The organism is Pseudorhodobacter sp. W20_MBD10_FR17 (assembly GCF_052119765.1).
GTDB lineage: Bacteria > Pseudomonadota > Alphaproteobacteria > Rhodobacterales > Rhodobacteraceae > Pseudorhodobacter.
On the sequence record NZ_JBGQOQ010000004.1, the window covers coordinates 140,235 to 153,177 of the forward strand.

General features: G+C 55.7%; 12 protein-coding genes. 11 read left to right on the forward strand and 1 reads right to left on the reverse strand.

Features of this window, described 5'->3' with window-relative positions:
- Positions 1 to 90 precede the first annotated feature (90 nt).
- The gene (locus tag ACEN2J_RS04370; RefSeq protein WP_442103602.1) at positions 91 to 408 is read left to right on the forward strand and encodes a hypothetical protein; all 318 of its coding nucleotides are present in this window, start codon (positions 91 to 93) and stop codon (positions 406 to 408) included.
- Here the strand turns inward: ACEN2J_RS04370 and ACEN2J_RS04375 are convergent.
- Entirely contained in the window at positions 405 to 1,160 is a 756-nt protein-coding gene (locus ACEN2J_RS04375; RefSeq protein WP_442103604.1) for a sulfite exporter TauE/SafE family protein, read from the reverse strand. The genes ACEN2J_RS04370 and ACEN2J_RS04375 overlap by 4 nt on opposite strands.
- 154 nt (positions 1,161 to 1,314) lie before the next feature.
- Between ACEN2J_RS04375 and mdh the strand changes: the two genes are divergently transcribed.
- The 10 genes from mdh (at position 1,315) to lpdA (ending at position 12,894) form a co-directional block, all read left to right on the forward strand.
- Positions 1,315 to 2,277, forward strand: a complete 963-nt coding sequence (gene mdh / locus ACEN2J_RS04380; protein ID WP_442103605.1) for a malate dehydrogenase — start codon at positions 1,315 to 1,317, stop codon at positions 2,275 to 2,277.
- Positions 2,278 to 2,383: 106 nt separating this feature from the next.
- A complete protein-coding gene (locus ACEN2J_RS04385; protein ID WP_442103607.1) occupies positions 2,384 to 3,298 on the forward strand; it encodes a hypothetical protein in 915 nt (304 codons plus the stop codon).
- A 185-nt stretch (positions 3,299 to 3,483) separates the two neighbouring features.
- On the forward strand, positions 3,484 to 4,677 hold the full coding sequence (gene sucC / locus ACEN2J_RS04390) for an ADP-forming succinate--CoA ligase subunit beta (RefSeq protein ID WP_442103609.1): 1,194 nt from the start codon (positions 3,484 to 3,486) through the stop codon (positions 4,675 to 4,677).
- 93 nt (positions 4,678 to 4,770) lie between these two features.
- On the forward strand, positions 4,771 to 4,959 hold the full coding sequence (locus ACEN2J_RS04395) for a hypothetical protein (protein WP_442103610.1): 189 nt from the start codon (positions 4,771 to 4,773) through the stop codon (positions 4,957 to 4,959).
- A 46-nt stretch (positions 4,960 to 5,005) separates the two neighbouring features.
- Complete coding sequence (sucD, locus tag ACEN2J_RS04400; protein ID WP_442103611.1) at positions 5,006 to 5,890, forward strand: succinate--CoA ligase subunit alpha; 885 nt, start codon at positions 5,006 to 5,008, stop codon at positions 5,888 to 5,890.
- A 94-nt stretch (positions 5,891 to 5,984) separates the two neighbouring features.
- Positions 5,985 to 8,960 (forward strand): 2-oxoglutarate dehydrogenase E1 component, encoded by a 2,976-nt coding sequence (locus tag ACEN2J_RS04405; RefSeq protein WP_442103612.1) that lies wholly within the window; start codon positions 5,985 to 5,987, stop codon positions 8,958 to 8,960.
- Positions 8,950 to 10,452 carry a 2-oxoglutarate dehydrogenase complex dihydrolipoyllysine-residue succinyltransferase gene (gene odhB, locus ACEN2J_RS04410; RefSeq protein WP_442103614.1) on the forward strand — a complete coding sequence of 501 codons (1,503 nt, stop codon included), beginning with the start codon at positions 8,950 to 8,952 and terminating at the stop codon, positions 10,450 to 10,452. The genes ACEN2J_RS04405 and odhB overlap by 11 nt, the downstream gene beginning before the upstream one ends.
- 73 nt (positions 10,453 to 10,525) lie before the next feature.
- Entirely contained in the window at positions 10,526 to 11,035 is a 510-nt protein-coding gene (locus tag ACEN2J_RS04415) for a hypothetical protein (RefSeq protein ID WP_442103615.1), read from the forward strand.
- A complete protein-coding gene (locus ACEN2J_RS04420) occupies positions 11,035 to 11,430 on the forward strand; it encodes an MAPEG family protein (RefSeq protein WP_442103617.1) in 396 nt (131 codons plus the stop codon). Before ACEN2J_RS04415 ends, ACEN2J_RS04420 begins: the two co-directional genes overlap by 1 nt.
- 78 nt (positions 11,431 to 11,508) lie before the next feature.
- The gene (gene lpdA / locus ACEN2J_RS04425; protein WP_442103618.1) at positions 11,509 to 12,894 is read left to right on the forward strand and encodes a dihydrolipoyl dehydrogenase; all 1,386 of its coding nucleotides are present in this window, start codon (positions 11,509 to 11,511) and stop codon (positions 12,892 to 12,894) included.
- Positions 12,895 to 12,943 lie beyond the last annotated feature (49 nt).

Sequence of the window (12,943 nt, forward strand, 5' to 3'; positions counted from 1 at the left end):
CCGCAGCGCAGCAAGTTTGGGGCGTGGCGTTAACCTTTCTTGCGTAATTTGGGTGCAGGCTGACCTTTGACCAACCGGAAAGGTGATGTGATGAGAGAGAAACTTTTTGCCCTGTCTTTGGGCTTTGGCGCGTTGATTATGGTGACACACGCGCAGGCCGAAACTCTGGGGGCGCAATGCGGGCAGCGCGGCGCGGTAATGGCGCAGCTTGTCGATCAGTTTGGTGAAAGTCGACGGTCGATGGGTATCGCCGCGAATAATATGGTGATGGAGGTGTTTGCCTCGGACGCGTCACAAAGCTGGACGATTACGGTAACGACACCGCAGGGACAAACCTGCCTGATTGCCTCGGGGCAGGGGTTTGAGGCAATGATTGAGCCGCTGCCCGCAAAAGGAGACCCTGCTTAGCCCGCAATAAGATGCGATGCGGCGACCCAAAGCATGCGCAAGGATAGCAGTAAAAGCGCCCATAACACGAGGGTGTAAAACAGCTTTTCCGGCAAGATGCGAACAAGGCGGACGCCGGCAAACACCGCAAGCGTGGCCGGCAGAAATAGCCAGGCGGCGATATGCAGGCTGTCGAAAGATAGAATGCCGATGTTGTAATAGGCGGGCAGTTTGATGAAATTGACCCATGCAAACAGGATCGTTGAGGTGCCCGCGAAAACGGCCTTGGGCATGCGCAACGGCAGGGTATAGATTTGGTAGGGTGGGGCGCCTGCGTGGCTGACAAAGCTGGTAAATCCGGCGGCAGCCCCCCAAAAGATGCCCGGTGCAACCCTTGCGGTTTGTGCCTCGGGTTTGACGCCAAGGCCGAGCAGGCGGGTGGCAGCAAAGACACTGCCCAAGGTACCGATTACGCCTCCGACCATTTCTTCGGTGATCAGGTTTGCCGTGGCCCAGCCGATTGTCACGCCAATCGCCGTGGCGGGGACCATAATTTTCAGGATGTTTATATCAAATTCGCGGCGATAGGCCCAAACGCCGAACCAATCGGAAACGATATAGATGGGCAGCAAAAGCCCAGCCGCCTGCAAAGGGGGCATAACCAGCGATAGAATCGGCACAGACATCATCGCAATAATCGGCAATCCGCCCTTGGAAAGTCCGACCGTGATCGACGCGAACACCGCGATGATCCAGAATGTAGTGCCTTCCATGCGCGTCTCCGGGCTTAATTTGAGGGCCAGTTTGCGCAAACACTAAGCCTGTATGGTACAGAAGAGCAATGCCGCATTGCAGCGCTCTTGCTTAATTTGTGACAAGGGTCTAGGCATCGCTGCATCAAAATAACCCGATCCGGAGATTGATATCATGGCTAGACCTAAGATTGCACTTATCGGCGCAGGGCAGATTGGCGGCACGCTTGCCCATCTCGCAGCGATTAAAGAATTGGGCGATATCGTCCTGTTTGATATTGCAGAAGGCACCCCACAGGGCAAAGCCCTGGACATCGCGCAATCTGGCCCGTCCGAGGGCTTTGACGCTGTAATGAAGGGCGCAAACGACTACGCCGATATCGCTGGCGCCGATGTTTGCATCGTGACCGCAGGCGTTGCCCGCAAGCCAGGGATGAGCCGTGATGACCTGTTGGGCATCAACCTGAAAGTGATGAAATCGGTCGGTGAAGGCATTGCCAAGAACGCGCCGAACGCATTTGTGATCTGCATCACCAACCCGCTTGATGCGATGGTTTGGGCGTTGCAGCAGTTTTCGGGCCTGCCTACAAATAAAGTTGTTGGTATGGCTGGTGTGCTGGATAGCGCGCGTTTCCGTCATTTCCTGTCGGTTGAATTCAACTGCTCGATGCGCGATGTGACCGCGTTTGTTTTGGGTGGCCATGGCGACACGATGGTACCGCTTGCGCGTTACTCCACCGTTGGCGGCATTCCTTTGCCTGACTTGGTAGAAATGGGCTGGACGACCCAAGACAAGCTGGACAGCATCATTCAGCGCACCCGTGATGGCGGCGCCGAAATCGTTGGCCTGCTGAAAACCGGTTCGGCGTTTTATGCGCCAGCGACATCGGCGATTGAGATGGCCGAAGCCTATTTGAAAGACCAAAAGCGTATGCTGCCATGTGCTGCCTATTGTGATGGCGAGCTGGGCGTGAAGGGCATGTATGTTGGCGTTCCTACGATCATCGGCGCTGGCGGGATTGAACGTATCGCGGACATCAAGATGAACACAGTCGAGCAAGCGATGTTCGACAAATCGGTTGATGCCGTTAAGGGCCTTGTTGCGGCCTGCAAAGAAATCGATCCATCGCTGGCTTGATCTAACCTGTAAAAGTGTACAGACAGGCCCCGCTTTGCGGGGCTTGTTTTATTTTGCGGCGGGGTGATACGCTTTGGGGGATTGCCCCGATAGGACCGCGTTTCTTGTGATTGCCCAACCCTTGCTTTCAGATGCTGCAACGCCATTGCCACCCGGCATGGAGCCGCTGCGCGCGCGGTGCCACGCGACGGAAGGCGCATTTTTCATCGAAACCGAGCATCACATGCTGGCGTATCTGCCTGGCAAAAAACGTTTGGTCGTGACTTTTGACAACCTCGCATCTGACCGCGATGTTGAGGCCCGCCAGCCCTTTGCCTGCCAACTTGTGCAGCGTAAGGGCTGGGCGATTTTGGGGGTCATGGTCAAGCGCAAAGACTGGTTTCAGTGCCCACATTTAAAAACGGCGTTGCTGGGGTTGCAGAGCGCAGGCCTATTCGCAGGGTATGACAATGTCAGCATGTATGGTGCTTCTATGGGTGGGTTCGGCGCGGCGGTTTTTGCACCTTTGGCGCCGGGCTGCACAGTGCTTGCCTTTGCCCCGCAATCGACGTTGGATGGTAAGGTGGTCCCGTTTGAGCGGCGCTATCGTTATGGGCGCGGCCTTGGCGATTGGTCGGCGCCGTTCAATGACGCGGCGGTTGGGGTACAAAGCGCGGGCTGTGCGTATTTGATTTATGACCCCGTGGTTGAGGGCGACAAGCTGCATGCCCTGCGCATGGTAGGAGAGGGCGTGACGCTGCTGCCGGTCCCGCATTTTAGCCATAAGATTCCGCCGATGTTGATGCGCATGGGCGTGTTGAAAGAGGTGGCCGTTCTGGGGATGAAAGGCGCGCTGGACCCTTTGACCTTTCGCAGGTTGATGCGTTCGCGGCGCGGGGCGGTGCCCTATTTGTTGAATCTGTTGGAATCCGCGCTGGCCAAGGGGCATGTCAGCATGGCCGAGCGGGCCGCCAAACGTGCGCTGACGCTCGTGCCGAACTGGAAGCTGCGCAAAATGTTGACCGAGATTAAGCGAGGATAGAGCTTTGTTAACGGGTTGGCGGTATGGGATTCGCGGGGCGCAGTATTTTTTGTGATCACACTTTTGAAAGCTGTGATCACAAATGTCGGTTTTTTCGTTCAAAACGTGGTTTTCCAAAAAATGCCATTTGAAAAAGCTTATTTCTATGGCATCACAGTGCAAATTCCTTACCGATAGGACTGACGATGAACATTCACGAATACCAAGCCAAAGCCTTGTTGCGCAGCTATGGGGCGCCTGTGTCCGATGGTCGCGTCGTTCTGAAGGCGGAAGAGGCAAAGACCGCCGCAGGCGAAATGGACGGCCCTCTGTGGGTTGTCAAAGCGCAAATCCATGCGGGTGGCCGTGGCAAAGGCCACTTTAAAGAAGCGGAAGCCGGCGAAAAAGGCGGCGTACGTTTGGCCAAATCTGTATCTGAAGCGGCCGAGATGGCCAAGCAGATGCTGGGCCGCACCTTGGTGACGCACCAGACCGGCCCTGCGGGCAAGCAAGTGAACCGCATCTACATCGAAGATGGTTCGGACATTGCACGCGAGCTGTATCTTGCGCTGTTGGTTGACCGTCAGACCAGCCGCATTTCATTCGTTGCCTCGACCGAAGGCGGCATGGACATTGAAGAAGTTGCCGCGAACACACCCGAAAAGATCGTATCCTTCTCGGTTGATCCGGCTTCGGGCTTGTCTGATTTCCACGGTCGCCGTGTTGCCTTCGCGCTCGGCCTGACCGGTGGTCAGGTAAAGCAATGCGTTAGCCTGATCAAAGTTCTCTACAAAGCTTTCGTTGAGAAAGACATGGAGATGCTGGAAATCAACCCGCTGATCGTAACACCCGATGGCAACCTGAAATGCCTTGATGCCAAGATGAGCTTTGACGGCAACGCGATGTACCGCCACTCGGATATCGCGTCCTTGCGTGATGAGACCGAAGAAGATCCGAAAGAGCTGGCAGCGTCTAAGTTCGACCTGAACTATATCGCCTTGGATGGTGAAATTGGGTGCATGGTCAACGGTGCGGGCCTTGCGATGGCGACGATGGACATCATCAAGCTGTACGGCGCCGAGCCTGCGAACTTCCTCGACGTTGGTGGCGGTGCGACCAAAGAAAAAGTAACCGAAGCATTCAAGATCATCACCTCCGACCCGAATGTTAAGGGCATCTTGGTGAACATCTTTGGTGGCATCATGCGCTGTGATGTGATCGCCGAAGGTGTGATTTCAGCTGTCAAAGAAGTTGGTTTGAAGGTGCCGTTGGTTGTGCGCTTGGAAGGCACGAATGTTGAAGAAGGCAAGGCCATCATCAACAATTCCGGCCTTGCCGTGATCGCTGCGGAAAACCTGAAAGACGGCGCCCAAAAGATCGTGAAAGCGGTTAAAGGCTAAGGTTCCAACCGGGTCGCTTTGGTGCGGCCCGGCACTTAACCGCAGTGGCGGCAATGCCTGCGGACAACGTCAACAGTGGTGAGAGGGTGTAAAATGCAAAAGTTTATGATTGGCTCGGCAGTTTTGTTGATGCTTGCAGGCTGCGTAAGTGGCGGCGGCACTACAAGCGATGGCAACGAAGAAGCCGTCTGCGCCGAACAATCTGATTGGGCACGCAGCGGCACCGTTGACGGTGGCGATATCACCATCACTTGCCCAGGCTATGACCGTCCCGCCAACTGATAACCGGCACCGCTTGGTGCTTTTATGACTGCATAAGGAGGCCCTGATGGCCGTTCTCGTTGATGAAAATACCCGTTTGATCTGCCAAGGTTTTACGGGAAGCCAAGGTACTTTCCATTCCGAGCAGGCCATTGCCTATGGCACCAAAATGGTTGGCGGCGTGACCCCCGGTAAGGGCGGCACCACGCATCTGGACCTGCCGGTCTATAACTCGGTGCATGAGGCGCGCGCGCTGACGCAAGCAAATGCAACGGTCATTTATGTGCCGCCTCCGTTTGCGGCCGACTCTATCCTTGAGGCGATCGACGCCGAGATGGAGCTGATCGTTTGCATTACCGAGGGTATTCCGGTGCTGGATATGATGCGCGTAAAGCGTGCGTTGGAAGGCTCTAAATCGCGCCTTATCGGGCCAAACTGCCCCGGTGTGATTACGCCTGATGCCTGCAAAATCGGCATTATGCCGGGCCATATTCACCGCCGCGGGTCGGTTGGTGTTGTGTCGCGCTCGGGCACGCTGACCTATGAGGCCGTTAAGCAGACATCTGATCTGGGTCTTGGCCAGTCTTCGGCTGTTGGTATTGGTGGCGACCCGATCAAGGGTTCCGAGCATATCGACATCTTGGAAATGTTCTTGGCTGATCCCGAAACACACTCGATCATCATGATCGGTGAGATCGGTGGCTCTGCCGAAGAAGAAGCGGCGCAATTCCTTGCGGATGAGCGCAAGAAAGGCCGTTGGAAGCCAACAGCAGGCTTTATCGCAGGTCGTACCGCCCCTCCTGGCCGCCGTATGGGCCACGCTGGCGCAATTGTTGCCGGTGGCAAAGGCGACGCGGAAAGCAAGATCGAAGCAATGAAAGCTGCCGGTATTGTGGTTGCTGAAAGCCCTGCCCATTTGGGCGAGGCCGTAATGGCTGCGATCAAAGCGTAAAAACAAATGGCGGGGGTAACCCCGCCTTTACTTCATTCTGGCAGTGGTGGTTGTCACCCGTGCCCCCCGGCCCCAACCCTCATGAGGTCCAAAAATGACCGAGCAATCCTCTACCGCCCAATTCCGCGCCCAAAGCTATTTGGATGGCGCCAATGCCGAGTATATCGACCAGATTGCGGCGAAATATGCACAAGACCCTGCGTCGGTTGATGCCAGCTGGGCCGCATTTTTTGCCGAGCTGGGCGAGGCGGACCGTGTGGCCGAGGCAGCCGCTGCTGGCCCGTCTTGGGCGCGGACCGATTGGCCGCCGGTCCCTTCGGATGACCTGACGGGTGCGTTGACGGGGGAATGGCCTGTCGTGCCTGCCAAAGAAAACAAAGCGGCGGGGCAGAAAATTGTTGCCAAGGCCGCCGAGGCCGGTGTGTCACTTTCGGATGCGCAAGTGCAGCGCGCCGTTTTGGATAGTATTCGCGCGTTGATGATTATCCGCGCTTACCGGATCCGTGGCCATTTGGCTGCCGATCTGGACCCGCTGAAAATGCAAGATACCAGCAAGCACCCCGAGTTGGACCCAAAATCTTATGGGTTCACCGAGCAGGATATGGACCGCCCGATCTTTATTGATAACGTGCTGGGCCTACAGCTTGCGTCAATGCGCCAGATCCTTGAGATCGTGCGGCGCACCTATTGCGGCACTTTTGCGCTACAATACATGCATATTTCCGATCCCGAGCAGGCAAGCTGGCTGAAAGAGCGGATTGAAGGCTACGGCAAGGAAATCGCCTTTACCAAGATGGGCCGTAAAGCCATTTTGAATAAACTGGTTGAGGCCGAAGGTTTTGAGAAATTCCTGCATGTGAAATACATGGGCACCAAGCGGTTTGGCCTTGATGGTGGCGAAAGCCTGATCCCTGCGATGGAGCAGATCATCAAGCGCGGCGGCGCGTTGGGTGTAAAAGAAATCGTTATCGGCATGCCGCACCGTGGCCGCCTTTCGGTTCTGTCGAACGTGATGAAAAAGCCGTATCGCGCGATTTTCAACGAGTTTCAGGGCGGTAGTTTCAAGCCAGAAGATGTTGATGGTTCGGGCGATGTGAAATACCATCTCGGCGCCTCCAGCGACCGCGAATTTGATGGCAACACCGTTCACCTATCCTTGACGGCCAACCCAAGCCACCTTGAGGCTGTGAACCCCGTTGTTCTGGGTAAAGTGCGCGCCAAGCAAGACCAGTTGAACGATGTAGACCGCGAAAAGGTGTTGCCGATTTTGCTGCACGGCGATGCGGCCTTTGCGGGCCAAGGCGTTGTTGCTGAATGTTTTGGCCTGTCGGGCCTGCGCGGACACCGCACCGGCGGCACGATCCATATCGTCGTGAACAACCAGATCGGCTTTACCACTGCACCGCATTTCAGCCGCTCTAGCCCTTATCCAACCGATAACGCCTTGGTTGTTGAAGCGCCGATTTTCCATGTGAACGGTGACGACCCCGAGGCTGTGGTGCATGCCGCAAAAGTGGCGACCGAGTTCCGCCAAAAGTTCCACAAAGACGTGGTTTTGGATATTTTCTGCTATCGCCGCTTTGGTCACAACGAAGGCGATGAGCCGATGTTCACCAACCCTGCGATGTACACCCAGATCAAAAAGCACAAGACTACGCTGTCGCTTTATACCGAGCGGTTGGTCAAGGATGGCCTGATCCCCGAGGGCGAGATCGAGGATATGAAGGCCACGTTCCAAGCCTATCTGAACGAGGAATTCGACGCGGGCAAAGACTACAAGCCGAATAAGGCCGACTGGTTGGATGGCCGTTGGAAGAACATGAGCCGCGAAGGTGATAAATACGAGGCGGGTAAAACCGCGATCACCCCTGCTGCGATGGCCGAGGTGGGCGCAGGCCTGACCCGTGTGCCAGACGGCTTTGATTTGCACAAAACCGTTGGTCGCCAGCTGGAATCGAAAAACAAGATGTTTTCCGAAGGAAAAGGGTTCGACTGGGCCACAGCCGAGGCGCTTGCCTTTGGGTCTTTGGTCACCGAAGGCTTCCCCGTGCGTTTGTCGGGGCAGGATTGTACGCGCGGCACCTTTAGCCAACGCCATTCCGCCTTTATCAACCAAGCGACCGAAGAGCGTTATTACCCGTTGAACCACATCAAGGCCGGCCAAGCGCGCTATGAGGTGATCGATTCCATGCTGTCGGAATATGCGGTGCTGGGCTTTGAATACGGCTATTCGCTGTCCGAGCCGAACACCCTGACCCTGTGGGAGGCGCAGTTTGGCGACTTTGCCAACGGCGCACAGATCATGTTCGATCAGTTCATCAACTCGGGCGAAAGCAAGTGGTTGCGGATGTCGGGCCTCGTCTGCCTGCTGCCGCACGGCTATGAAGGGCAGGGTCCAGAGCACTCGTCCGCGCGGCCCGAGCGGTTCTTGCAAATGTCGGCGAATGAAAACTGGATTGTGGCGAACTGTTCGACACCTGCCAACTATTTCCACATTTTGCGCCGTCAGTTGCACCGCGATTTCCGCAAGCCGCTTATCTTGATGACACCGAAATCACTGTTGCGTCACCCAATGTGCGTGTCGGATGCCGATGACTTTACCACCGGTTCGTCCTTTCACCGCGTTTTGTGGGATGATGCCCAAAAGGGCCATTCCGACCTGACGTTGCAGGCGGATGACAAAATCAAGCGCGTCGTCGTGTGCTCTGGTAAGGTCTATTATGACCTGCTGGCCGCTCGGGATGCCCAAGGTTTGGATGATGTGTACCTGCTGCGGTTGGAACAGTTCTATCCGTTCCCGGCGATGTCGATGGTCAAGGAATTGGAGCGCTTTAAAGGGGCCGAAGTGATTTGGTGCCAAGAAGAGCCGAAAAACCAAGGTTACTGGACCTTTGTCGAGCCGAATATCGAATGGGTTTTGGGCAAGATCAAAGCTAAAAACAGCCGCCCGCGCTACGTTGGCCGCACGGCATCTGCTTCGCCTGCAACAGGCCTTGCCAGCCGCCACAAGGCAGAACAAGAGGCGCTGATCGCAGATGCGCTGACGGGGGAGCGTGCGAATGGCAACTGAAGTACGGGTACCCACCTTGGGCGAAAGCGTCACCGAGGCGACCATTGCAACCTGGTATAAAAAGCTGGGTGATACGGTCGCGGTCGATGAAATGCTTTGCGAACTGGAGACCGATAAGGTGACGGTTGAGGTGCCAAGCCCCGTGGCTGGCACGCTTATCGAAATCATTGCTGCCGAAGGGACCACGGTAGGCGTTGCTGCCTTGCTGGCCCAAATCGGCGCCCAATCGGACAACACCGGGGCGGCTGCCTCGACCACACATGACAAAGGCGCATCGGCCCCGGCCAGCGCGGAAGAGGGTAAAATGACTGATGTAAATGTGCCAACCCTTGGCGAATCCGTTTCCGAGGCCACCGTTTCGACGTGGTTCAAAAAGGTCGGTGATACGGTCGCGCAGGATGAAATGCTGTGCGAGCTGGAAACCGATAAGGTCTCGGTTGAGGTGCCAAGCCCCGTTGCCGGCGTGTTGACCGAAATCATTGCTGCCGAAGGCGAAACCGTTTCCGCCAATGCCAGACTGGCCGTTGTCGCCGAAGGGGCCTCGGCTCCTGCTGCCAGGGCCGAAGAAAAACCTGCGGCTGCTGCTGCGCCTGCCGCGACTGGTGCAAAGGATGTCGAAGACGCGCCATCGGCGAAAAAAGCTATGGCCGAGGCCGGTTTGAACCGTGATCAAGTGCAAGGTTCGGGCCGAGATGGCCGCGTGATGAAAGAAGACGTCGCCAAGGCTGCCTCGGCACCTGTTGCAGCTGCACCTGTGTCGGTGCCACGCGCCCCTGTTGCCGCCGATGATGCCAGCCGTGAAGAGCGGGTCAAAATGACCAAGCTGCGCCAAACCATCGCGCGCCGCCTGAAAGAAAGCCAGAACACCGCCGCCATGCTGACCACTTATAATGAGGTGGACATGTCCGAGGTTATGGCCCTGCGCAACCAGTACAAAGACCAGTTTGAGAAAAAGCATAAGGTCCGTCTTGGCTTTATGTCATTCTTTACAAAGGCTTGCTGCCACGCCCTGAAAGAAGTGCCCGAGGTGAACGCCGAAATCGACGGCACCGATATCGTGTACAAAAACTTCGTCCACATGGGCGTGGCGGCTGGTACGCCGTCGGGCCTTGTGGTGCCAGTCATCCGCGATGCGGATGCGATGTCGTTCGCCGAAATCGAAAAAGCGATTGCCGAAAAGGGCCTGCGCGCCCGTGACGGCAAGCTGTCGATGGCCGAAATGCAAGGCGGCACGTTCACCATTTCCAACGGCGGCGTCTACGGCTCGCTGATGTCCTCGCCCATCCTGAACCCACCGCAATCGGGTATCTTGGGCATGCATAAAATCCAAGACCGCCCTGTGGTTGTGAACGGTGAAATCGTGATCCGCCCGATGATGTATCTGGCCCTGTCCTATGACCACCGCATCGTTGACGGTAAGGGTGCTGTGACCTTCCTCGTCCGCGTCAAAGAAGCGCTTGAGGATCCACGCCGGTTGCTAATGGATTTGTGATGAATAGGTGTCGCAGAGAAGGTTCTGAACCAAATCTGTGACACCTTCAAAAGCTCTGTGTGAGGTGATAAGAATGAAATGGACCGTTTTTTTTCTTGCCATACTAGTCAGCTCGACAGTTTATGCTGAAATCGTCACAACAACCGATGGCCGCCAAATTGAATTAAAAGACGATGGTACTTTTCAAATGCTAGCTTTGGTTGATGTGCATAAAACGACTGCCAAAGTTTCTTATTTGGAACCATTCTTTCAGCATTTTGCCGGCGAGTACGGTCAAAATCAGATGCGGTTCATGCCAAAAATAACAAATGAAACAGATAGAACCATAGTTGGATTCAAATTCACGACAAGCTTCATATCGGCGTTTGGCGATGAGGTATTCAAGTTCTCGGGGGAGTCCGCAGAGAAAGTTGAGCCTTCAAAAAGCTCAACGGCTGACACTTTCTATTTCTTTGAGGACAACCAATTCATAGCAGGTCAACCATACGACAAGCTCCAGATATTTGAAACAAGTGGAACTGGAAAAATTGAGACAAAGATAGACGCAATCGTTTATTCTGATGGTGTGGTTGAAAAATATTGATGACCCCAGAACTCACCACTCTAGCCCTCGCGGCCCTACTCCAAGCCGTCCAGTTCGCCCTCTTCGCGATCCCTGCGAATATCGAACTAGGCACCGGCTACACCTCATCCGCGCGCGACCGTCCCCCAACCCGCCAAATTTCTGAACGCACTGGCCGACTCCAACGCGCACTGAACAACCATTTTGAGGCCTTGATCCTCTTCACCATCGCGACCGTCGTGGTTACGCTTGGCAATCAAACCACCGGCTTCACCGCCACCTGCGCTTGGGTCTACCTCGCCGCCCGCATTCTTTACGTTCCCGCCTATGCCTTTGGCTGGCGCCCTTGGCGTTCCGCGATTTGGGCTGTAGGCTTTGTGGCAACCCTATCCATGATCGTCGCAGCCCTGCTGTAAATCATCTATTCAAAAATATCCTCGGGGGTCCGGGGGCAGACAGCCCCCGGCTCTGACATCAAAACAAGGAACTGACCCATGGCAAATTTTGACGTCATCATCATCGGCGGCGGCCCCGGCGGCTATGTTTGCGCCATCCGCTGCGCGCAACTTGGCCTAAAAACCGCCGTTGTTGAGGGCCGCGAAACGCTGGGCGGCACGTGCTTGAACGTCGGCTGCATCCCGTCCAAGGCGCTGCTGCATGCGACACATTCCTTGCACGAGGCCGAGCATAACTTTGCTAAAATGGGCCTGAAAGGCAAGTCGCCTTCGGTCGATTGGGATCAGATGAAGGCTTATAAGCAAGACGTGGTCGACGGTAACACCAAAGGCATCGAATTTCTGTTCAAAAAGAACAAGGTAACTTGGCTGAAAGGCTGGGGCTCTATCCCTGCTGCGGGTCAAGTTAAGGTCGGTGATGAGGTGCACGAGGCCAAGAATATCGTCATCGCAACGGGGTCAGAGGCAGCATCGCTGCCGGGTGTTGAGGTTGACGAAAAAACCGTCGTTACGTCAACCGGCGCGCTTGTGTTGAACAAAATCCCAAAATCGCTGGTCGTGATCGGCGCAGGCGTGATCGGGCTTGAGATGGGGTCTGTCTACGCGCGTTTGGGCTCGGACGTGACGGTGGTGGAATATCTAGAGGCGATCACCCCGGGGATGGATGCCGAAGTTGCCAGAGCCTTCCAGAAAATTCTTGGAAAACAGGGCATTAAGTTCGTTCTTGGCGCTGCGGTTCAGGGTGTGACGACCAAAGGCGGCAAGGCCAAGGTGACCTACAAGCTGCGAAAAGATGACTCCGAGGCCGTTCTGGATGCCGATTGTGTCTTGGTCGCCACGGGTCGCAAGCCCTTTGTTGATGGCTTGGGCCTAGAGGCTTTGGGCGTTGAAATGGAGAAGCGCGGGCAAGTGAAAACCCATCACTTTGCCACCAATATCAAAGGCTTGTTTGCTATCGGCGATGCCATTGTTGGCCCGATGCTTGCGCATAAGGCCGAAGATGAAGGCATGGCGTTGGCCGAGATTTTGGCAGGCAAAGCGGGTCATGTGAATTATGACGTGATACCCGGTGTGGTTTACACGACCCCCGAGGTGGCAAGTGTGGGCAAAACCGAAGAGCAGCTGAAAGAAGCAGGCCGCGCCTATAAGGTTGGCAAGTTCTCCTTTATGGGCAACGCGCGCGCTAAGGCGATTTTCCAAGCCGAAGGTTTTGTAAAAATTCTGGCGGATAAAGACACAGACCGCATTTTGGGCGCGCATATCATCGGCCCTATGGCTGGCGATTTGATCCACGAGGTGTGTGTCGCGATGGAGTTTGGTGCCTCGGCACAGGATTTGGCGCTGACATGTCATGCCCACCCGACGTATTCCGAAGCGGTTCGTGAGGCAGCGCTTGCCTGCGGCGATGGGGCCATTCACGCGTAAGGACTGTTATTCGTAAATAGTTGGTAAAGGGGGCTTAGCGGCCCCCTTT